The 22,208-nt window shown below is 34.6% G+C and carries 22 protein-coding genes, 1 rRNA gene and 2 pseudogenes; 14 read left to right on the top strand and 11 right to left on the bottom strand.

Features of this window, described 5'->3' with window-relative positions:
• Positions 1-6 precede the first annotated feature (6 nt).
• Positions 7-399, top strand: a complete 393-nt coding sequence (rpsI, locus tag G4Z05_RS10855) for a 30S ribosomal protein S9 (RefSeq protein WP_163183178.1) — start codon at positions 7-9, stop codon at positions 397-399.
• Between the two features lie 105 nt (positions 400-504).
• Positions 505-636 (top strand): annotated as a pseudogene (locus G4Z05_RS10850) (DNA polymerase III subunit beta); the annotation flags it as partial.
• Positions 637-641: 5 nt separating this feature from the next.
• Here G4Z05_RS10850 and G4Z05_RS16540 read toward each other — a convergent pair.
• Positions 642-731: pseudogene (locus tag G4Z05_RS16540) on the bottom strand (hypothetical protein); the annotation flags it as partial.
• Positions 732-1,064: 333 nt separating this feature from the next.
• Between G4Z05_RS16540 and G4Z05_RS10840 the strand changes: the two are divergent.
• Together G4Z05_RS10840 and G4Z05_RS10835 are read left to right on the top strand one after the other, a co-directional pair.
• On the top strand, positions 1,065-1,409 hold the full coding sequence (locus G4Z05_RS10840; RefSeq protein WP_163251968.1) for a PadR family transcriptional regulator: 345 nt from the start codon (positions 1,065-1,067) through the stop codon (positions 1,407-1,409).
• Positions 1,402-2,154, top strand: a complete 753-nt coding sequence (locus G4Z05_RS10835; protein ID WP_163251941.1) for an HAAS domain-containing protein — start codon at positions 1,402-1,404, stop codon at positions 2,152-2,154. The genes G4Z05_RS10840 and G4Z05_RS10835 overlap by 8 nt, the downstream gene beginning before the upstream one ends.
• Positions 2,155-2,571: 417 nt before the next feature.
• Here the strand turns inward: G4Z05_RS10835 and G4Z05_RS10830 are convergent, their stop codons facing one another.
• The 5 genes from G4Z05_RS10830 to G4Z05_RS10810 all read right to left on the bottom strand — a co-directional run bounded on the left by G4Z05_RS10830 (position 2,572) and on the right by G4Z05_RS10810 (position 6,858).
• Positions 2,572-2,757, bottom strand: a complete 186-nt coding sequence (locus G4Z05_RS10830; RefSeq protein WP_163251940.1) for a hypothetical protein — start codon at positions 2,755-2,757, stop codon at positions 2,572-2,574.
• 183 nt (positions 2,758-2,940) lie between these two features.
• Entirely contained in the window at positions 2,941-3,639 is a 699-nt protein-coding gene (locus tag G4Z05_RS10825; RefSeq protein WP_163251939.1) for an ATP-binding cassette domain-containing protein, read from the bottom strand.
• 556 nt (positions 3,640-4,195) lie between these two features.
• Complete coding sequence (locus G4Z05_RS10820; RefSeq protein ID WP_163251938.1) at positions 4,196-4,723, bottom strand: stage II sporulation protein M; 528 nt, start codon at positions 4,721-4,723, stop codon at positions 4,196-4,198.
• Positions 4,720-6,471 (bottom strand): hypothetical protein, encoded by a 1,752-nt coding sequence (locus G4Z05_RS10815; RefSeq protein WP_163251937.1) that lies wholly within the window; start codon positions 6,469-6,471, stop codon positions 4,720-4,722. The genes G4Z05_RS10820 and G4Z05_RS10815 overlap by 4 nt, the downstream gene beginning before the upstream one ends.
• A 69-nt stretch (positions 6,472-6,540) precedes the next feature.
• The gene (locus G4Z05_RS10810; RefSeq protein WP_163251936.1) at positions 6,541-6,858 is read right to left on the bottom strand and encodes an uberolysin/carnocyclin family circular bacteriocin; all 318 of its coding nucleotides are present in this window, start codon (positions 6,856-6,858) and stop codon (positions 6,541-6,543) included.
• Positions 6,859-7,224: 366 nt separating this feature from the next.
• Between G4Z05_RS10810 and G4Z05_RS10805 the strand changes: the two genes are divergently transcribed.
• From G4Z05_RS10805 to nhaC, 4 genes are all read left to right on the top strand, one after another.
• Positions 7,225-8,424 (top strand): efflux RND transporter periplasmic adaptor subunit, encoded by a 1,200-nt coding sequence (locus G4Z05_RS10805; RefSeq protein WP_163251935.1) that lies wholly within the window; start codon positions 7,225-7,227, stop codon positions 8,422-8,424.
• 3 nt (positions 8,425-8,427) lie between these two features.
• On the top strand, positions 8,428-9,111 hold the full coding sequence (locus tag G4Z05_RS10800; RefSeq protein ID WP_038538563.1) for an ABC transporter ATP-binding protein: 684 nt from the start codon (positions 8,428-8,430) through the stop codon (positions 9,109-9,111).
• Positions 9,108-10,307, top strand: coding sequence for an ABC transporter permease (locus G4Z05_RS10795; RefSeq protein ID WP_038538565.1), 1,200 nt, complete (start codon positions 9,108-9,110; stop codon positions 10,305-10,307). Before G4Z05_RS10800 ends, G4Z05_RS10795 begins: the two co-directional genes overlap by 4 nt.
• A 739-nt stretch (positions 10,308-11,046) precedes the next feature.
• The gene (gene nhaC / locus G4Z05_RS10790; protein ID WP_051968244.1) at positions 11,047-12,471 is read left to right on the top strand and encodes a Na+/H+ antiporter NhaC; all 1,425 of its coding nucleotides are present in this window, start codon (positions 11,047-11,049) and stop codon (positions 12,469-12,471) included.
• A gap of 108 nt (positions 12,472-12,579) precedes the next feature.
• Here nhaC and G4Z05_RS10785 read toward each other — a convergent pair whose 3' ends face one another.
• The 3 genes from G4Z05_RS10785 to G4Z05_RS10775 are packed head-to-tail and all read right to left on the bottom strand — an operon-like array spanning position 12,580 to position 16,237.
• Positions 12,580-13,647 carry a Ger(x)C family spore germination protein gene (locus G4Z05_RS10785; protein WP_038538569.1) on the bottom strand — a complete coding sequence of 356 codons (1,068 nt, stop codon included), beginning with the start codon at positions 13,645-13,647 and terminating at the stop codon, positions 12,580-12,582.
• Complete coding sequence (locus G4Z05_RS10780; RefSeq protein WP_163251934.1) at positions 13,644-14,732, bottom strand: GerAB/ArcD/ProY family transporter; 1,089 nt, start codon at positions 14,730-14,732, stop codon at positions 13,644-13,646. The genes G4Z05_RS10785 and G4Z05_RS10780 overlap by 4 nt, the downstream gene beginning before the upstream one ends.
• 17 nt (positions 14,733-14,749) lie before the next feature.
• Entirely contained in the window at positions 14,750-16,237 is a 1,488-nt protein-coding gene (locus tag G4Z05_RS10775) for a spore germination protein (protein ID WP_163251933.1), read from the bottom strand.
• Positions 16,238-16,406: 169 nt separating this feature from the next.
• On the opposite strand from G4Z05_RS10775, the gene G4Z05_RS10770 reads away from it, so the two are divergent.
• The 3 genes from G4Z05_RS10770 to G4Z05_RS10760 all read left to right on the top strand — a co-directional run bounded on the left by G4Z05_RS10770 (position 16,407) and on the right by G4Z05_RS10760 (position 19,000).
• A complete protein-coding gene (locus G4Z05_RS10770) occupies positions 16,407-16,850 on the top strand; it encodes a YbaK family protein (RefSeq protein WP_038538577.1) in 444 nt (147 codons plus the stop codon).
• A gap of 120 nt (positions 16,851-16,970) precedes the next feature.
• Positions 16,971-17,693, top strand: coding sequence for an N-acetylmuramoyl-L-alanine amidase CwlD (cwlD, locus tag G4Z05_RS10765; RefSeq protein WP_038538579.1), 723 nt, complete (start codon positions 16,971-16,973; stop codon positions 17,691-17,693).
• A gap of 254 nt (positions 17,694-17,947) precedes the next feature.
• Positions 17,948-19,000, top strand: a complete 1,053-nt coding sequence (locus tag G4Z05_RS10760; RefSeq protein WP_038538582.1) for an Mrp/NBP35 family ATP-binding protein — start codon at positions 17,948-17,950, stop codon at positions 18,998-19,000.
• Between the two features lie 75 nt (positions 19,001-19,075).
• Here G4Z05_RS10760 and gerD read toward each other — a convergent pair whose 3' ends face one another.
• Positions 19,076-19,666, bottom strand: a complete 591-nt coding sequence (gene gerD / locus G4Z05_RS10755) for a spore germination lipoprotein GerD (RefSeq protein ID WP_038538584.1) — start codon at positions 19,664-19,666, stop codon at positions 19,076-19,078.
• Between the two features lie 147 nt (positions 19,667-19,813).
• On the opposite strand from gerD, the gene G4Z05_RS10750 reads away from it, so the two are divergent.
• A complete protein-coding gene (locus tag G4Z05_RS10750; protein WP_038538587.1) occupies positions 19,814-20,494 on the top strand; it encodes a KinB-signaling pathway activation protein in 681 nt (226 codons plus the stop codon).
• A 247-nt stretch (positions 20,495-20,741) separates the two neighbouring features.
• Here the strand turns inward: G4Z05_RS10750 and pdaB are convergent, their stop codons facing one another.
• Positions 20,742-21,494 carry a polysaccharide deacetylase family sporulation protein PdaB gene (pdaB, locus tag G4Z05_RS10745; RefSeq protein WP_038538590.1) on the bottom strand — a complete coding sequence of 251 codons (753 nt, stop codon included), beginning with the start codon at positions 21,492-21,494 and terminating at the stop codon, positions 20,742-20,744.
• A gap of 134 nt (positions 21,495-21,628) precedes the next feature.
• Between pdaB and G4Z05_RS10740 the strand changes: the two genes are divergently transcribed.
• Positions 21,629-21,868 carry a hypothetical protein gene (locus G4Z05_RS10740; protein WP_038538593.1) on the top strand — a complete coding sequence of 80 codons (240 nt, stop codon included), beginning with the start codon at positions 21,629-21,631 and terminating at the stop codon, positions 21,866-21,868.
• A gap of 254 nt (positions 21,869-22,122) precedes the next feature.
• Positions 22,123-22,208 (top strand): 16S ribosomal RNA (locus G4Z05_RS10735); the annotation flags it as partial.

The following is a 22,208-nucleotide window of genomic DNA, read 5'->3' as shown; positions in this document are numbered from 1 at the left end:
ATTAACTTGGCACAAGTTCAATATATCGGTACTGGCCGTCGTAAGAGCTCTGTCGCACGTGTGCGCTTAGTTCCAGGTACAGGTAAAATTGTAATTAACAATCGTGACATTAACGACTATATCCCATTTGAAGCTTTACGTGTTGTTGTAAGACAACCATTAGTAGCAACTGAAACTGTTGGTAGCTATGATGTTCTAGTAAACGTAAGCGGTGGTGGCTACACTGGCCAAGCTGGTGCAATCCGTCATGGTATTGCTCGTGCACTGCTTCAAGCTGATCCAGAATATCGTCCAACATTAAAACGTGCTGGTCTATTAACTCGCGATGCACGTATGAAAGAACGTAAAAAATACGGTCTTAAAGGTGCTCGTCGCGCGCCACAATTCTCAAAACGTTAATATATTCACGTTTCAAGACTCTCAACCAATATTGGTTGGGGGTCTTTTTTTGCTTGAAAATCCACAATTTTTACTTATGGTCATCTACATTATTCATGCATTAAATATATTCCCAAAGAAGAAGAAGGCAATGAAATTGTTGAAATTAAAGAGATTGGATCAATTGTTATCCAAGCAAAATTTTTTAGTAAAATTGTAAAGAAGCTTCCTACTGATACAGTAGAAATTGAAGTACAAGGTTCACGGATAAGAGCTCCTTCAAGTTCACGAATGTTGGAATCAATTTGATTAGCAATATTAAGCATCACTTCGTTTGGAATATCTAAACCTTCTTGAACTTCTAGTGTTGTCTCATTTTATGTATCAGAAACGTATGGATAGATGTTCATGGTTGTGTGAATGTCTGAGTGATCTAACCACTCTATACTCCTTTTATGCTCATTCCTGCTTCAAATGCATGGGATGCATATCGTATATATAGTCATTCTATGAAGGATTTGTTTTTATCCCATTAGAGGAATTCCTAAGGCTAATATATCTTGCATTACAAGGAAAAAATTGTTAATATGATTTATATACCATGTAATGCAAGATATATGTAATGGTATAACCCTTGTATTACAAGTTATTGGAAGCGGGGTGAATTGGACTTGTCGACAACACAGATGCTAAAAGGAATTATTGAAGGGTGTTTGCTAGCTATTATTAAAAATAAAGAAGTATATGGATATGAGCTGGCTGAAAAGCTTGAAAGCTATGGATTTCATTCCTTTAGCGAGGGGACGATTTATCCATTGTTAATGAGGATGCAAAAGGAAGAATTGGTTACTTCAACATTGAAAAAATCAACTGCTGGGCCTAAAAGAAAATATTACTCGCTTACACCAAAAGGTGAAGCAGAATTAGAATTGTTTATTGAGCGATGGAGGTACTTACAAAACAATGTAAATAGGGTTTTGAACAATGAATCCAACACAAATTTATTAAAAGGAGATGGGACGGTTGAATGACTTAAAACTCTCAAATGAAAGTAAAGCATTTTTAGAGAATTTACGCCTCTATTTATTTTCTTGTGGGAAAAACTCAGATGAAATAGAAGAAGTTGTGGAAGAATTGAAAGTTCATTTATTAGAAGCAGAAAAAAATGGGAAGCCCATTGATAAAATTATTGGAAAATCACCGAAAGAATATATGGAGATGGTTTCTAAGGAAATGAGCATTGACTTTCGAAGTTGGATTCAATACATTTGTCTAATTATTTTTGGATCATTTTCTTTTACAATCTTCTCTGATTTATTAGAAGGGAACCTTTCCTATTCTGTGTTAGAGATTGTTGGATATATTATCATTGGAACCATATTTATTACTTTGATCTTTGCTGGATTTAAATATATTTCCACAACAAATCAATCTTCAAAAATTCAAGGTATTAAATTATTTATAATAATGTCACTGCCTCTTTTCTTGTTTATTGGTTTAATTTACTTAAATCAAACCATTCATACTCCTATTATTCATTTTGGCAATACAGCAAGCGTGATTATAGGGGTTATTACAACATTCTTTATCATTGGCATGTCTATTTGGTCAAAAACGTGGATTTTCATTATTTCTTTAGTATTGTTGATAGTACCAAAATATGTATTGAGCTTTACACCATTAAAACATGAAACACAACTAATTATTAGCACATTGATAACCTTTGCTGGGTTTTCTATATACCTTTGGGTATTGAATAAAATAGCAAATAAATAAACATTTTTCATAAATTGGGCGCAATGATTGAATATCGAAAAAAAACTCAGTAATATGATCGTTAAGGATGAAGTATTGCACTTAAGAACCGATCTACTAGAGCAAGAAGCCTAATGTCTCTGAATGAAAATCGAAGTATTAGGCTTTAATTTCTTCGGATTTTAATAGAAGCTATTTCATTTCTCTCTTAAAAACAATTAGTTTAATTTTGAAATCACAAAACACCTTTTCACTTGCTTAAACTCTTCGTATGTTTTTTCATACTCTTTCATTGGATGAATATTTGTTTTTTAGTTTTATTATTCGTTTTAGAAAGATAAGCTTATTGTATTACTAAATTTACAGAAGGATAGGTGGAAAATAAAACAAGCATTAATACTCTCTGTCTACAACGAGATAGAGAGTATTTGGTGCTTGTTATAGCTTTAAGAAGATACGATCTACTGTTTTTGCTGTTTCAGCGTCATATATTCCAATAATGGTATGACAGGATCCACATGTTAATAATTGAACCACCTGGTCTTTATTTTGGAGATGAACGGGTACTAAATGTAACTTATTGACAACATCTTTTCCGCACTTTGGACATAAAGCAGAACTCATCCTATTTCACCTCAATTTAATGATTTTTATTTAAACTTACTAGCTTCATAATACTTGTAGCAGCAAAAGCGGAACAAACTACTATCAGGATTTTCCCGATGTTAAGATCATTTATTCCTAACAAGCATAGAGAAACAATGGAGATGACACATAGTACTAACAAAATTCCATAAAAGTATTTCATTACTGAATCGACCTTTCTTTTTTTAGTGGAATAAATGGTTTAGATTTATTTAACGTATTATTTTTTAGTAGAATAACTTTGTCTCCAAGATGATGAATTAGACTTTCTGAATGTGTAACCATAATGATTGCACGTTCCGAAACGGTAACATATTCTTTAAGCATAAGGATCACGTTTTTCAAGGATTCCTGGTCCCATGAAGAAAAAGGTTCATCGAGGAAAACAATTTCTGGATTCCTAGCCAAATTTCCGATAAAAAAAAGTTTATTACGCATACCAAGTGAATATTCGTCCACTGGTTTATCAAGTGCATCTATCATATGGAGTTTCTCAGCCCATATGTAAATACGATCCCAATAGCCCGAATGATCTTTGACTAACCATAAATTTTCTATTAACTTTAAATTCTCTCGCCCAGTTAGAATGTTATATAATAAAGGAGAATCTGGAATGTAAGCAATCCTTTTTTTATATTCCTTTAAATCGAAAACTTTCTCTTCTTTTAGAAAAAGCTCACCATCAAATTCCACTAACCCGGATAATACTTTTAGCAAGGTAGATTTACCAGCACCATTATTCCCTTTTATTACACTAATTTCCCCAGCATTAAATTTAAAATGAATGTTCTTAAGAATATTTTCTTCTTTAGAATATCCGAATGAAATATTTTCTAGCCTTAATATGGTATTACTAGACATTTAGGAAATTTCCTCCTATTAATATGAGTAAATTTAATAAAAAAAGTGTTGTGCAAAAAACTATACTTACTTTCTTTGAAAAACCGATAAAATTTATAAGCCCGGCAAATAATATGCGAAGGCTCCATATGTTAATAAGAAGGGAAATACAAATAATGAATATTTGTGTTAAAGTATTCTCGTAATAAAAGAGTAAGTTTACACCAATGGAACTAAAAAGAAAATTTAAAGTATTATACGTTAATATTAGTGTATAAAATTTACTAATCTTTAAGGAAGGGTGAAAAAAGATTAATACTAATAAATAAACCAGGGAAAGAAAAAAATTAAATATTAGATAGAATGGGACTGATAGAGCAGTAATAAACGCAAAAGTTAAAAACAAATTACTATTATTTACATCTGGAATCAGTTGATACAGAATGCATGTAACAAAGAACATACCAACAATAAGGATCATAATATTTTTTAATATGATACTTCTATTCGTAATAGCCTCTTTATCCTGTGAAAAAAAGTTGGTTGGATTTAACCACAAGTTCATTTTCATTCCCTCCTAAAGTTTTACATGACTTATGAAATCCTCTATTAAACTTGCTAAAAATAATAAAAAGAAAGCAATAAAGAATAGAGTTAGCCCATCAGATAAAGTCAATCGAAAAAAATTTTTTGGCACTTTATTACGAAAATAATTGAACATGAAACTTCCAGAAAAGCTACCGACTACCGCACATGATATCAAGGCAACCAGCTCAACAAACATATGTGGTAATAATCCAGTAAATAATAGAGTAATCGTATGTTCAGTAAGAGCAATATGAATAACATGACCAATAATGTATCCATTCGATCCGATCACAAGGATCGGAATAACCCCGCCAGACATTAGTCCACCAAATATTAATAGCAATCCTACCTTAAGATTATTGATAAAAATATCCATGTAATTTGCGCTAACAGGTTGAAAATGATGGTTATCTTCAGGGTGAAAAAATACGCCCGAAACAACTCCTAAAAGAAATATGAGAAAGAATAAAACATATAAATGTCCCCAGCTTTTCATTAATCGAGTAACAAGTTTCAAAATATTCTCCTTTCCAGCTTGTACAAACCTTTGTTAATTATCTTTTTGGATACAATTAGATAAATGAGTGCAGGTAAAAAAATAGCTACAAAGTATATGATATGAATAAAAGGAATGTATTGATAAAAAGGAAAGAAAATATTTAAAAAACTAAAAATCAATGCAGGGATTAAGATAATATACCTCGGGACACTTTGAGAACGAATATGTAATTCCTTTTCTTCATATGTACTGCCCACTTCTTGAATATCATCAAAATTAAATTTGGCATAATAGGGTGCCATATATAGTTGAATCATCGGTGAAATGAAATACATGATCAATAAAATACTGATTAAGAGAATGATAGTAAGTAAATTAAAATTTTTGGTATACAGTAAAAGAAAACAAGAAAATGAAAAACTAATGACCATAGGAATCGTCAATACGGCATGAAGCAATCTTATTTTTGCTTCGAATAATTGTTGAATACCTATGGGTGAGGAACGAATAAATTCAATATTCTTTCCTTCAGAACTTAAGAAAAAGATCTGAGGGAATTCACTAACAATATCATAACAGTGCATGATCATAATCATTGCATTGAAAAGTAGCAGTAGTGCAATAAACATTGGATCATTGGTCATGTTTACTCCAATTCCGAGTAATACTCCTAAATAAAAGAAAGATTCAAAGGTATAAAAAATGATGGAAAAAACCCCAGGTGAAATAATCCATCGACTCTTATTAAGGATAATCAGTTCCTTATGAAAGATGGCATTGTGATTTCTATTAAACACTTTGTTAACGATTTTCGTATAAATATATAAATAATCATGATGAAATAATGATTTTTTTATGAATTGGTTATCCCCATATATAGGTGTAAAGTACTTTAATAAGTAAAGCAAAAATATGATTATAACGATTCCCAATATATAAGAAAAGACATTTTCTGATTTGATAAATGATGTGATAAACGTATAAATAGAGAATTGATATATCTTGTTAATAAGTTGGAAGATAAATAAAATAAACTCATTTTTAAATATGCCTAAGAGTGATTCATAAAACTGATCGTTCATAAGTTGATCAAAATAATGGAAATGGGCTCTAAAAGTTTTAATGATAAAGGCCAATGTATGACTAATCAAAAATCCAAAAGACATAAATAAACAAGCATTGAGTAGATAAATCATAAAACGAATAAAACCAATTTTCTTTTGAATCTTATAAATTTGATAGCGGCCCCAACAGATATTTCCGAGTGTAAACATGAAGGCCATTGATAAAATGATGACAATAGAAAATAAAAGAAAAGAAAAAATAGATATGGACATTAACCAATAAAGGAAGATCAGTATGGATAGTAGAAACCCAACATTTTGAAAAATAAGCCAGATCATCTCTTCCGCTATTAGCAGGAAAAAGATCTCTTTATTATTTAATGGTGAAAGAGATAAAAGGTCTCCGTAAATGGGAAAATGTGTTCTTTTATAAGCCAATACCCCGTTTAGTAATGAAATAAATAACAATAATAATAGAATAAAAAGGACAATGATATCGCGATATTCAACCATATAAAAAAGATATTTATGATAGAAAAAATAAACTGCCACAATAGAAAGAAATGTAAAAATTAGATTTTTAATTATTAGGATCAAACTGATTCTTTTAATGTATGGAATTTTTTTGACAATGGCAGAAAAATCTTTTTCTAATCTCATTGTTAAAAATAATTGTAAGAGGGGAATCATATGTGGAAACATAAAAACACTCCGATTTGAAGATTTACATAGTAGAAGGTGAAATGAATGTCATTTCACCTTCAAACTTTTTTACCAAGCTACAAAGGCTTTAGTACCTCTATTTCTTAATTCAGCTAATAGGAAGGCCTTTAAAGTCTCTCTTCCCGCTGCGGCAATTAGCCCTAATCCACCGGAAAGGAAACCTGTAAGTAATCCAATAATGATACTTGCAGCAGCACCCAGATCTAAGTACCAAGCAACAACACTTCCTACTGCGGAAGGTACGCCAAATTCTTTCGCAAGATCAGCGATTGGAAGGGTTCCTAATAAAGCAAAGTAACCAAGCATAATAATTGCAGTTGCTGTAAGTAATACAGGAACCTTAATTACATTTAGACGGTTTGCCATCATATTCACCTCCTTTCAAGCATCAGAATTTTTTCCTTTTTTTGGCTGCCGATAGTTAAATAATAACAAGCAAAAAAAATTTTCCAATACAGAATTATACAAAAAATTACAAAATAATCATTTTTACCCAATTTTCTCAAACTTGTCTTTTTACAATAGTAATTTAAAACTATCTTATTTCATTCAAAATGCCTATTGATGTTTTAAATATCCTCATTATTCCACTTTTTGTATTTGTACCTAATATTTTAATTTAATTGGATTTATTGACAGTAATATTTTTGTAATAATATTATAATATTGTAAATTATTGTAATTTTTTGTGATTATAAAACTTGAGTACTTTAAACAAAGGGGATAACGTGTATGGAGGTAAAATACCAAACGACATCAAGGAAGAAGTGGATTATCTTTGGGATAATCACAATTATCGTCATAGTGGCTGCTCTGAATATCGTGTTATTACAAAAAAAGCCAGCTAAAGCTAATGAATTAAGTTTTGTCAGTGTGATAGAAAAAGAGATGAATACCACGAAGTTAATCGCTGGAAAAGTGGTTCCAGGAGCTATTGAAACTATTTATCCAGACCCAACAAAAGGGAAAGTAGTGGAGATTTTTGTTCAAGAAGGGCAGGAAATCACGAAGGGTCAAAAACTTTTTTCTTATGATGATTCGGAACTATCTTTTGAAATGAAGCAGTTAGAGATTGACAAGAAAACAAGTCAAATGCGCTATGAACAAGTAAATGAAAAAATGAACTCTTTAAGAAAAGAGATAAAAAAAGCAAAGGAAGCTGAAAAAAACAACCAAAATGCTGAGCTTAATGCGCAACTTAAAGAAACAACTAAGAATTTAGAAGCACAATTAAAAGACTTAGAGTTTGAGAAGGAAAGCATGGAGTTGGAAAAAGAAAAATTCAAATTACAAGAAGAACAGTTACATAAGAAACAAAATAATTTAATTGTTTACAGCAATACTGCAGGTATTGTTCAGAAAGTGGCGAAAGATGATAAACAAAGTCTTTCTAGCACTATGGAGGGACAAGGTAACCCGATCGTGCAAATTGTTTCAAAAGAGCCGTATCAAATACAAGGACAATTAAGCGAATTACAAAAGGCACAAATACTACCGAATCAGCCTATAAAAGTTACTTCGAAGGCTGTTGCAGATAAAACTTGGACGGGGAAAATTATAGAAGTCAGTGAATATCCACTAGCACAAGAACTAGTTCAAAGTGCTGTTGGTGCAGATGGATCACAAAATATTTCTTACTATAATTTTAAAGGGGTGCTGGATTCCCAGGAAGGATTGTCACCTGGTTATCATGTAACGATACAAGTGATTCAATCGGCAAAGACTAGAATGTCCATTCCTCGTAGTTGTATTAAAGAGGATGGGGATTCTCAGTTTGTCTATGTCTTAGATGAGAATAAACTACGAAAACAACAAGTAACAACCGGAATAGAAGATGGTAAATGGACTGAAATCCTTACAGGCCTAAAAGTTGGTGACAAAGTAGTCAAAAATCCATCCGATCAGTTATCCGACGGAATGGAAGTGAATTAAGGAATGATAAGTCTAAAGAATATTTTTAAGTCGTACATTCAAGGGGACCTTGATGTTCCAGTACTTCACGATATTAATATTGAGATTAATAGGGGCGAATTTGTTTCGATTATGGGCCCATCTGGGTCTGGCAAATCAACATTAATGAATATTATAGGATGTATTGATCGACCTACATCAGGGGAGTATGTATTAAATGGATTCAATATATTAGAATCTAACGAAAAAAAGCTATCGATGATACGTAATCAATTCATTGGATTTGTATTTCAACATTTTCATTTACTTCCTAGATTGAACGCATTGGAGAATGTGGAATTGCCACTCATCTATGGGGGTATTAGTAAAAAAGAAAGGCGGAAACGTGCGCAGGAAGTATTGGCTAAAGTAGGGCTTGCAGATAGAATGGATCATTTACCTAATCAACTTTCAGGTGGACAAAAGCAACGTGTTGCAATCGCCCGAGCTATTGCAACAAATCCATCATTTATTTTAGCGGATGAACCGACTGGGGCACTTGATTCAAAGTCAGGAGAGCAAATCATGAATATTTTTACTCAGCTGAATAAGGAAGGTACAACCATTATTATGGTAACACATGAGGAAGAGGTGGCGGCTTACACCCCACGCTGCATTTTACTCAGAGACGGTAGAATAACTTCTGATATGAAGAGGGTATTCACATGAGTTGGATGGAAAGTATAAAATTTGCTCTCTCATCGATTCTTGCCCATAAATTACGATCAGCCTTAACGATGTTAGGAATCATTATTGGAGTAGGGAGTATTGTTACCATAGTGGCCATAGGTCAAGGAGGCGAGGCAGCGTTAAAATCTCAATTTGCTGCTTCAGGTAATAATACCATTGAAATTAACTTCATTCCCGATTCAGACGATCCGTTTGCAATGATAACCGATGAGCTTCCTGTTTTTACAGAGGATAACATTTTCCAACTAAGAAAAATTCCTGAGGTTAAACATGTCATAACGACAAATAGTTCAATGGAGATGTTAATGGTAAATGAACAATCGATAAGTACACAAGTTTTGGGTGTGACCGATGAATTTTTTGCTGTAAATTCTATTGAAATGAAAAGGGGAAGAAAGCTGAATGAGGCTGATTTTTCTCAATCAAATAATGTAATTATGATCAATGACGGGGCAGCACAGGAATTATTTAAAGATAGTAAAGTCATTGGTCAGATTCTTGAAATTAAAGGACAGCCTTTTGAAGTGATCGGTGTTTATAAATCGGCAGGTGGACTGTTTGGATTAAGCACTCCAGAAATAATTATGCCGTTAACCCTATGGCCTGTATTATATGGGACGGATGATATTCAAAGCGTTACTTTACAAGTGAAAGATATTAGCCAACTTGAACTTGCTGGTACCAAAGCAGCTAAAATGTTAAACGATGCCAAATCACCAGAGTTGGAAGGAAAGTATGAGGTTTTGAACCTTGAAGAACTACAAAAGAGTATGGCGGGGATTACGAAAATCATGACTATGATTATTGGTGGGATAGCGAGTATTTCCTTACTGGTTGGCGGAGTAGGGGTTATGAATATCATGCTTGTTTCCGTAACGGAAAGAACGAGAGAAATAGGTATTCGGAAAGCACTTGGAGCTACACGGGGTAATATTTTACTTCAATTTTTAATTGAGTCCATGATGCTTACTCTTTTTGGAGGAACGATTGGAATTACCTTTGGTGCTGCAGGTGCATATTTCGTTTCCTTTATTGCGAAATGGCCACCACTTGTTTCGATTGAGGTTATTATTGGCGCAATTTTGTTCTCCATTATTCTCGGAATTATTTTTGGAATCATGCCAGCCAATAAAGCCGCAAAAATGGAACCAATTGATGCGTTAAGATATGAATAGGCTAAATATGAAATTCGTAAATTTGTTTTTTAAACATTTGGTTACAAGTCAGTTGCAAAGTCATTTGTCGTGCACCCCAGTTGTTGAAATAATAATTAGGATATGTTTCAGGGCTCTTTTCCCTTTGGGGAAAGAGCTATTTTTATAGGATAAGAGTAACAATCATTGTAGTTTTAATTTTGTATCAATCTATATTTCTTCCCTACATATTCTAAAAAAATTTTTGACTAACAAACAGTAATCATGTATAATTAATACACACACGCTTTAACGCTTAAAAGCGTTTTAGTAAAAAAGTGAATAGATACCTACAGTAAAAGTAAAAATGTCATTAGCAGCTAATAGAGACCGGATGGATGCTGAGAATCCGGGCGATGGCATTATTGAAATACAGCTGTGTTAAACGGGTATGTTTTGAAAGAGGGCAGGGAGTTATTCTTGCCAATTAGGGTGGTACCGCGGAAAACCTTTCGTCCCTAACGACGAAGGGTTTTTTTGTGATTTACGAATGTAAATTTTTAGTTTGAGAATGACCAGCGTAAGAATGGCTTCTTTTGAACGAAAGCCTTAGCTTATGCTCCAGCCCTCTAGCGGTTAATGCCCTTTGGTCTTCGCCCTACGATAAGTCAACATCGAATCGCCTTCGGTTCTTCTTGAATCTTTATCTCAGTTGGAGCCCTCCATGTCATATGCCGCTAAGCAGGGGGCTTTCGCTTTTCTATATTAAGGGGGGAAAAGAATGATTCAATCACAAAAGGTACTAAACATTCACCCGATTGAAGCAGCATGTATAACGGCTCTATTAATCGGGATGATTGGATACTTAATCATTAGCATGAAAGTAATTCCACATATTGCTATTATGGCTGGGATTGTACTTCTACTATTATATGGAACAGTTAAAAGAGTAAGCTTTAAAGAGTTAGAAGGTGCGATGGCGGAAGGTGCCAAGTCGGGGATTAATGCTGTCATGATTTTCTTTTTTATAGGAATGCTCATCAGTAGCTGGATGGCAAGCGGGACTATTCCGACATTTATCTATTTAGCGGTTGAGTTAGTATCGGGGAAATTTTACTATGCCATTGTTTTTACGGTAACGGCCATTATCGGGTTAAGTATTGGTAGTTCCCTTACTACGGCAGCAACATTAGGTGTTGCTTTCGTCAGTGCAAGCAGTGCACTAGATATATCTCCAGTCATTACAGCCGGGGCAGTGGTATCAGGAGCCTTTTTTGGAGATAAGATGTCGCCATTATCAGATACAACGAATCTTGCATCGAGTGTAGCGGGTGCAGATTTATTTGAGCATATAAAAAATATGGCTTGGACGACCATTCCAGCGTTTATTCTTTCATTTATTCTATATTTAATTCTTTCTCCGGATAATACGGATCAAAGTATCCATCAAGTGGCCATCGTAAAAGAAGGATTACAAAATTTGAATCTTGTTCACTGGTACTCACTCATTCCAATAGTCATTCTTGCTGTCCTGGCTCTCAAAAAAGTGCCAGCAATAGCTACTTTGTCTGCCGGAACCTTATCTGCCCTTATCCTTTCCTTGTGGATCAATAGTGGAGTAGATGTAAATAGTGTGTTGGAGCTGCTTTATTCCGGTTATAAATCGGAAACTGGCATTAAGGAAATTGACTCTATGCTATCAAGGGGCGGCATGGAAAGTATGATGTTTAGCATATCAGTCATTTTACTTGCACTTAGTATGGGAGGGCTTCTCTTTAGGCTTGGCATTATTCCATCGTTACTATCGGTTGTGCAAAATTTGTTATCTCGAGTTTCGGTGTTAATTTGCTCAACAGCTAGTATGGCCATTGCGGTTAATTTCATTTTGGGGGAACAGTACCTTTCTATTTTGTTACCTGGTAATACTTTTAAGGAGCATTTTAAAAAGGCTGGTTTGAAACCAAAGCATCTTTCAAGGGTTCTTGAGGATGCGGGAACAGTGGTTAATCCCCTTGTACCATGGAGTGTCTGTGGTGTATTTCTAGCTACAGTTCTTGGGGTCTCAGTGGTTGAATTTGCACCATATGCATTCTTTTGCTTAGTTTCACCGTTAATTACCGTCATTTTTGGGTTTACAGGTATAACACTTCCTAAAACTTCGACAAAACCTCATTCCAAACATATTCCTATGCGTAGGAGTTACTAATCATCAGAAATCATGTCAATCTTCTATGCATTTAGGATCATGATTTCTTCTGAGGCTGTATAATCTGGGCTACTTTCGTATGGAGTCAGATATACAGCCTCTTTTTTCTTATTCAATAACTCCGGATTCCGTAATCATTACATCTGATTTGACGTTTACTTTTAAGTTTGAATAGCCTGTTTGTTCCCATGTTTTAAAGTCAAATTTTCTTGTTCTACTTTTGACAAAGTGTCCCAATCCAACAGGGTCAATCCCTTTTTCTTGAAACCTTTTTATTAGTTTGGTACATTCTCTCTCAATAGTTTCATTAAGTGACTTTTCTATTTCTTTAATTTCCTTTGTTGTTACTTTTGCACCCGAGTACTCAATTAAAATGGCTCGAATTTTAATGTTTATTCCTACAGTTAACGGTTTCCTGGAAACCAGCCGCATTTTAAATTTTGACCGAATGCTTTCTACGGCGGCTTTTTCTGTTTTCATATCTACTTTAAAAGTCCCTTTACTATAGTTATCCACTAGGAGTTTGAAAAAAAACATTTGTTTAGCGGGTAACGTATCAACAACTCGATCCCCTTTAAAAAGGCTAATGCCACTAATTTCAATTTTGTTTTTTCCAATACTCCTAATCGTAGGGAGATAAGCGGTTTTACCCTTTTGATAATAGGAAGATAAAAAAAGGTGAAGATTAGTTTTTGGTACATCTTTCGTTTCGATGTTCTGGCGGATAAGATTGGATATAAAAATGGCATTCCCTCTTTTGCTATAGTTTCCTTCCAGTATTTTTTTCGATGGTCCTTCTGTTACAGCAAGATAAATATCTGTTCCAATACTGGCATCGCGCTGGAAGGCATCGATGATATCAACGATTCCTTTTTTAGCCATTTTTTCACCAAAAAGAACAACTTCAAGACTCCCTGTTACAATGGGATCAGAGGACTGTCTCTGTATATCCCTTAAAAAATCTCTACTTAAATTGGATGAAGCAGTAAAGACAGTATTGTGGACGGTCTTATCGGGTAAAAAAACGGGTACCAAAGCAGACCCGCGCACTTTTTTGTCAATGTAATCATAACCCGCTGCGGTTTCTAGATTTACATCATCTAATATTTCCTTTTCTACACACCCTGTAGCAAAAATCATGATGATTATTAAGCTCCATAATTGGACTTTTTTCATTTCTTTTTCACCTTTTTAACAAGTAAGACTAGACAAAAGAGAAAAGGGATGTATCCGAAATTTAAAAAAAACGCAATTAGACCGGTATAATCACCTAATTTATTAATTTGTTCACGTGTTTTAAAAAAATTAATGGCAATCAGACAGGCAAAGGAAATGAGGAGGATCCCCTTTTTTTGTTTTAAATGTACCACTCTTTTTAAAAGGCGACTGGCACACCATAGTGCAATGCAAAAGTTAGGAAGAATGATAATATTCCAATTGGCAATTCCTATATACTCAAATCTTTCCACAAACGGCATATGTACCGCTTTCCACATCGTTAGCGTAGGCCAAACATGTTTTTGAAGTTGACCTTCTGAAAAATAGGCAAAGGTAATAATGGTGATTAATGTATACAAAAAAGTAGTATATAAGATACCAAGATGGGCCCATTTTTTTGAACGTTGTGGATCTTTAATATAAGGATAAAGAAATAACAAAATTTCATAACCAAGATAGGTTAATGACATTTTATATCCGGACATTAATAAGTCTTTTACAGAATGATCAAAAATGGGTAATAAGTTTTTAAAATCCGTATAAGGTAAAGTGAATAAAAAGATAAAATTTAAATAAAGTGGGAGAATAACCCCAAAAAAGGCAATACCTGCTACGGTTCTAAAGCCTCCAAAAATGATATAAATGGCCAAGATACAATAAGCAAGAGAATACCAAAAGGTATTAAGGTCAGGAAACATCCATACTTGTATTACCTCTATAAAAGTTCTAAGTATAGTGACAGCCACAAGGGTGAAATAAAATATAAATGGGAAAGTCAATATTTTGCCAAGTTTTTTTCCAAACACAAATGTATGGGCTGATAACATGTCTCCGTTAGTGGTTTCACCTATTTTATACATCATCCAAAGAATAATATGGATACTCAAACCCGTAACCAAAACGGAAATCCATGCATCATACCCTGCATATTTTGCAATAATTCTCTGAAATCCAAGTACTCCAATCCCTACTTGCATGGTATGGAGTAGAAAAAATACTAAAAAGGGTGAAATTTTTCCTTTTTCAGGCACTAATTGTTCCATGTTTATTCCTCCGTAAACTATTCGTCTATATCTTTGTTTTGATTGTTAGTACCTGATGTATGACGAAAAGGGAACTTTGTCCTCATAAATTGTGGCCTTCGAGATTGCTTATTAAATGGGAGCCTAATAAGCGCATCCTTCATATCCGTCACTCTTGGTGGAAATAATGGCTCTAAAAATGGACGATTGAGTGAAGTTAGCCTAATCAAGTGAGTGAGTAAAAAACTAAAACAAATTAATATTCCCAAAAGCCCCCAAAGTTCGGCAAAAAGCAAAAAGGGAAAGCGCAATAAACGAATAGCATTACCCATTTTATAGACAGGTGTGGTAAATGACGCTAGTGCTGCTAAAGCAACAATAATTAAGAGGACATTACTGGTTAGCCCCGCTTCTACGGAAGCGGTACCAATTACGATCCCTCCAACGATACCAATGGTCTGGCCGACTTTTGTGGGTAAGCGAGCCCCTGCTTCCCGCAGCAATTCAATTGTGAGCTCAAGAAAAAGGGCTTCTAAAATAGGTGGTAGCGGTATTTCCCGACGTGAGGTCACCAGAGTATTTAATAAATCCTTTGGGATTAACTCGTAATGATAAGATAATGTGGCCACATAAATCGGCGTAATTAATATGGAAAATGCAACGGCAAAAAGCCTAATTAAGCGAAAAAAGGACGATAAAATCCAGTTAAGGAAATAGTCCTCAAAAGAACTAAAAAATTCAACCAATGTGGTAGGGGTAATTAAAGCATGTGGAGATCCATCCACAATAATCGCAATTTTCCCCTCTGCCAGTACAGCAGCTACTCGATCTGGTCGCTCCGTATCTAAAAGTTGTGGAAACGGAGAGTTTTTATTATCTGAGATGAGCTGAACAATATAAGAACTATCGGTAATGGCATCGAATTCTACATTTTTGATTCGTTCCATCAAGGTTTGAACATTCTCAGGATTTGCGATATTTTCAAGATATAAAATGGCGACTTTTGTTTTTGATATGGTACCAAGTGTTACTTCTTTTTTTATAAGCTCTTTTACAGGAAGCCGTTTTCGAAGAAGATTAATGTTTTGATCAAGGGACTCTACAAATGCTTCCTTTGGTCCGATAACACTAAATTCTATCTCAGGTGTTGTAATGTTTCGGACGATCTCTTTTTGGGCGGCTAAAAAAGCAAAGTTGGAATTATCTGATTCTAGGGTTACTAATACATAGCCGTTAAATAATTTTTGTTCAATCTCACTTTCATCGTTGCTAATTTGTACATCCGCAATAGCAACGATTTTTTTTACATCCTCAATGTTTTCGAGCGGTTTTTCCAACAAAAATGGAAGAGCATCATTCTGGAGAATACTCTCATCAATTAGTGTTGTAATAAAAGATATCGTAAATTTTTTGTTTGTTACCTGATTTATATAGGATACTTGTGTATAATCTTGAGATTTCTTTAGGTATTGTTCTGTTTCCGCTTTTTTTCCCTCTTTTTTTTGTTGCTTAAAAAGCCACCTCATTTCCATCACCGCCATTAAACCTTTTATTTTATCTTTACCTAATCTGGAATAATTATGTTTTTTTCATTGAAAGAAATAGTAGGGGATAAAAATTGGCAATTGAAAACCATTTGGTCTTTGTATTTCTTATCAATGGGGGATAAAGAATAGTCCTAAGAGGTGAAAGAAAGTGACTGTGATAACAACCTTTAAAGAGAAAAGACGTGAAAAGCAAATTAAATACGAACGATCTGTTCTACGGGATTTATCAATCCAGACATTGAAAGAACGGGTAAAACAGTATTTTGGTTCAACAAGAATCTCTTCCGCTTTCATTATCAATACAGGAATGGAAGAAGCTTGTTATGATGTTGCCCTTGAAGCTTATTTGTTAGGGGCAAAGTTTAGCAAATTTGGCTATTATGGGGAAGATATAGAGTCCGTTCGTATGCGCTGTTATAAAGAAGAAAAGCATTTAGTGGATACGTTATTCAATTTTTTATTATATTGGGGCAATGGGGAGGAAGGGGTTATGAGTGAATCCTTGTATTATCTTTGTGAACAATATGTTCAAGTTTGGTGGAGAGAAGGATATGAAAAAGGCTATCGACGATACAAGCTTCGTCTTCATTAACTAAAATAAGGTTGACATGAGATAATTGTCTATCTCCTCATTCATTTCTTTCTGTTCTAAAAATTTTCCTTGTCCCATATAGTTTATTGAACAGGGACGAGCGGGAAGGAATGATTTGGGGTGTTAAATAGCAGATTAAAAATCATCTTATTTTCGGCTGGTTTGTTGGTATTATTTCTGATTTTGCAATATGACTTTACTGAAAATGACTCTTGGGAATCCTGGAATCTTCCATTGTCAGGAAAAATTATTTTATTGGATGCAGGGCATGGCGGACCCGACGGCGGAGCGGGTTCTGGTAAAACGCTTGAAAAAGACATCGCCTTATCTATTACTTTAATGGTTAGAGATTATTTGCAAGAACAAGGTGCTCTTGTGGTGATGACAAGGGAAACGGATACGGATTTGGCTGATCCTGATACAAGAGGCTATAGCAGAAGAAAAGTGGAAGATTTAAAAAAGAGGCTGCAAATGATTAATAATAAAGAAAACGATTTTTTTGTTAGCATTCATTTAAATGCCATTCCTTCCTCACGCTGGAGTGGAGCTCAAACATTTTATGCCCCTCATCATAAGGAAAATGCTCGAGCGGCTAAATTTATCCAAGATGAATTAAGAAAAAATCTTGAGAACACTCATCGGAAAGCTAAACCGATTAATGAAGTTTACATTTTAAAACATGCGAAAAAGCCAGGGGTATTGGTAGAGGTTGGTTTTTTGTCTAATCCTACGGAAAGAGAAAATTTGAAAAAGAAAGAGTATCAGGAAAAAGTTGCAGCCTCCATTTATAAAGGGATTTTGCGATATTTTACAAATGAAAAGGAATTAAAAGAAACCGATTAAAGGATGGAAGGTAGTAGTGCCTTCCATTTTTTTAGGGGAAGAAATTTTATTTTGACTTTAAAAAAAGGGTCTAGTACAAATCATTATCAATAATCGCTTTTACTCTTCTATACGATCAGGCCAACATCGAATGGTTCTCCGTTTTCTAGGAAGGTACGTCGATGATTTTGGTGTGATTCAAATAACTGTATCTATGCCGACTTATGGTATACTTAAATATGGAAACGAATTCAATGAGGCGAGGTGTTTTTGCAATGTTAACAGAAAGCAGTGTACGTGAGATTCTCGGAAGTCTTAAAGAGCCATTTTTACATAAATCGTTAGCTGAATTAGATGCAATAGAAGAAATTAAGATAAAAGAAGAAAAGAATCATGTCAGTGTAAAAATAGGAATTGCTCGGACTGGGACAAGTGAACAGCTACAGTTGCAAACTCAAATTGTCAATTTATTAAAGGAGGCTGGGGCGACAACTGTCGGTATTCGATTTTCTCAACTCTCAGATGAGGTTCTAGCAGCGCATCGGCATGCGGAGCCTGAAAAGGAGGAAAATCTTCTGAACTCTAAAAACACAACCTTCATAGCGATTGCCAGCGGAAAAGGAGGAGTAGGAAAATCAACTGTATCGGTAAACCTTGCTGTTGCATTGGCACGACTTGGTAAAAAGGTCGGTTTGATTGATGCAGATATTTATGGTTTTAGTGTACCAGATATGATGGGAATTACGAAACGTCCCGTTGTTCGTGGCGAAAAGATTATTCCTGTGGAGCGCTTTGGTGTTCAAGTAATCTCTATGGGCTTTTTTGTTGAAGATAATTCCCCAATCATTTGGCGTGGTCCTATGTTAGGAAAAATGCTAAACAGCTTCTTTCATGAAGTCGAATGGGGCGAAATCGATTATTTACTTTTAGACTTACCGCCAGGAACAGGCGATATTGCTCTGGATGTTCACAGTATGTTGCCGTCATGTAAGGAAATTATTGTAACAACTCCTCATCCAACAGCTGCTTTCGTAGCTGCTCGTGCAGGCGCCATGGCTGTGAAAACAGATCACGAAGTATTGGGCGTTATTGAAAATATGGCATACTTTGAAAGTAAATTAACTGGAGAAAAGGAATATGTATTTGGCCGCGGCGGTGGAGATAAGCTTGCCGAAGAACTAAATACTGAAGTCCTTGGACGTCTACCACTGAACCAACCAGACTGGAATGATGAAGACTTTGCACCATCTGTTTATCAAGAAGATCATCCACTTGGGAAATTATATTTAGATATTGCAGAAAAAGTAGTCGGACGTTTAAAAAAATAACGAAAAAACCTCTTCCATTTAGGAAGAGGTTTTTTATGCATATTTTCCACATAACAGGGTGAAGGAGTAACTGCTTTAGCTTTCTTGTTCTTCACCTTCTTTTTTCTCTTTCTCATTTTTAGATGCTTCTGAGGCAGCTTTTAAAAGTAGTTCCTCAATTTTTGCTTTAAAAAGCGGACTATCAACAGTCTCGGTTATTACCTTTTGCAGATGTTCGCGATATTCCTTACTTTTTAAAGCATCTGTCAGTTCCTTCTGAATTTCAGGTTCTTTAAATACTTCAATCATCATTCCTCGATATTCAGGGTCATTCATTAATTCTTTTAATAGCTTTTCATTTTCTTCTTTCATATTTTTAGCAACGCTTTTAGCAAATTTGGGGTCACTAAAAGCTTTTTTCCAAAACTCTGTTGCTTTATCAGAAGTAAGCGTTTGTTCAATAGTTGTGGCGACAACCTGTTGGTCCATAACTAAACTTTCCTTCATTTTATCATCAGACATAACTTCTTTGATTGCTTTCTTCCCATCATCGGTCTTAAGAATATCGACTACCATTTTTTTAGTTTGTTCATAATCAACTTGCCCTCCATTTCCTGACTCCGCAGGAGCACAACTTGCTAATAAAAGTAGGGCGGATAGGAGGAGCGCCGTTCTTTTTCCATTCATGTTTAAGCTCCTTTCAGATATAAATCCTTAATGTTATGATGAAGAAATTTCATAAAGATTATTCGTAGTTCCTTCATTTTATAGATTTTTTATATAGGGATTGGTACAATCATAATGGTATTTAATCTTGCTTTGGAGGTTTATAGTGTGACAAGCCGCAATTGGGTAAAACTGTTTTTGACCACATCCTTAGTTGGCGGGCTCACTACAGCGATTGTAGGATTAATTGTTCGCTGGAGTGAATTACAGCAGTATTTTGTTGAATTTCAACTTCTTGATATGATTTCTGCCATCGTATGGCTAATATTTATGGGGTTTTTAATTAGTGTTATCAGTCAAATGGGCTTTTTTTCTTATTTAACCATCCATCGATTTGGATTAGGAATTTTTAAATCGCCTTCATTATGGAATGGTGTTCAAGTCGTTCTTATTTTATTTGCCCTTTTTGATTTAGTTTATTTGCGATATGAAAATTTTGCTGAATCAGGGGAAAGTGTTCTGACTTATTTATTCCCTGCCTTTATCCTGTTGTTTGTAGGGATTATTACTGCATGGTTGAAAGTGAAACAAACCAATCGACAAGCCTTTATTCCTGCTTTATTTTTTATGATTGTTGTTACAATTGTGGAATGGGTTCCTGTTCTGCGAGAAAACTCAACACATTGGCTTTATTTAATGCTCGCAGCTTTACTGGCTTGCAATGCTTACCAACTTTTAATTCTTCCCAAATTAAATGAAAAATCTCAGGAAGAAAGGCAGAAGCGTGTTCAACATTCCGGTCATAAGGGAAAAAAACCTCGTAAATTAAACAAAAAACCGTCCATTTAATTATCGGACGGTTTTTGTTATAAGAAAAAACGATTTTATCAGCTTTGAAAATCATCTTGCACATTCAAGTTGTGAGAGACTTTGTTGTCTACCTTATGAACAGAGAGTAGTTGAAGCTCATCGTGTTTCCTATATCTTAGTTGGAGACCACCACAAGGAAGGCTCCGATAGCATAAACATCGCACGACCGAAAGTGACAGCTTTTGGGAGGAGGTCATACGCCGCTAAACAGGGCGCTTTCGCTTTTTTAATTTATCTCTTTTGTTTTTACTTCACTGTTTGCAATGAGTTCAGAAACGGTTACGAGTTTTAATCCTTTTTGTTGAATGTTATCAATAATTTGAGGCAATGCTTCTGCTGTTTGTTTGGCCGAGTCAGATGCATGAAGCAGAACAATATCTCCTTTTTCCGCTTTGCTAACATTTTCTACAATTGTTTTTACACCTGGATTTTGCCAATCTTTTGAATCAATACGCCAATGTACTACTGTATACCCATATTGGTTGGCTATTTTTAATGTTCTTTCATCAAAATGGCCGGTCGGTGCACGCAATAGCTTAATATTTTTTACATTTAATTTTTTAAGTGCTTCTTGAGCTTGTAAAATATCCTTCCTAATTTTATTATCTTCTAACTCAGAATAGTCTTCATAGTTATACCCTAGAAGGCCAATCTCATATCCATCTTTAACAATTCGCTCAACAATATCTGGATGTCTCTCAGCCCAAGAACCCGAGAGAAAGAATGTAGCGGATTTTACATTTTCTTTTTTTAAAGTATCTAAAATAGGCTCAGCCTTTTCATCACCCCATCCGATATTAAATGTTAGTGCCAGATCTTTTTCACCTCGATAAATTGCTTTTGGTCCTTCTCTTGTTGAAAAAACAGGTATTTGTGCAATGTTTTCAATAAAGAGGAACCAAGCTGTAAAAAAGGCTGCAATTAAAATTAAAGTAATACTTTTTAATGCCTTCCCATTTACAACATAAAAGAATTTCATTGATCCCACCTCGTCCATACATTCCTGTCTCAAACATATGCTTGGCTTAAAAAAATTATGATGAATGATTTGAATTATAAAATTTCACAAATTGGAAAAAACTACATTAACATATATTTTGCTGGAGGTTACTTATGCTTGGATTTTTAATTAACGACCAAGAGGCTAAAGAAATGGAGTACCTTATTAAACGAGAAATGGATGAAATTTTGTTTGATTTAAGAGATGAACGTATTGATCAACTTGTAAAAAGAGCCATGGAAGAAAGATATAAGATTTTATTTAATTTATTTAGGAGGGTTGCTAGCCCCCATGAATGTTTAAAATATATGAGAAAAGGAAAGAGGGGGAGAAAAAGGTTAAACCCTAACTAGAATTTTTTTCAGTTTTTTTAATTAAAAGGTTGACTTTCCAATTCGACCTTGGTATATTAATAAACGTCGCTGCTGACGAATTAACAACTTAAAAAAACAGTTGACAAGAAAGTCAGTTGATGATATATTTAAAAAGTCGCTTTTGATAGCAAAGTGATTGTTCTTTGAAAACTAAACAACCAAAAACGTCAATAATCACAACATTCGTTTCGTTCGAAACGAAGCCAACGTTAATTTTATGAGCTAATCAACTTTTTTTGGAGAGTTTGATCCTGGCTCAGGACGAACGCTGGCGGCGTGCCTAATACATGCAAGTCGAGCGGACCAATAGAAGCTTGCT

Source organism: Neobacillus thermocopriae, assembly GCF_010975035.1.
GTDB classification, from domain to species: Bacteria; Bacillota; Bacilli; order Bacillales; family Cytobacillaceae; genus Neobacillus; species Neobacillus thermocopriae.
The sequence above is the reverse complement of the archived record's forward strand: the minus strand, read 5'-3'. Positions and strand labels throughout refer to the sequence as shown.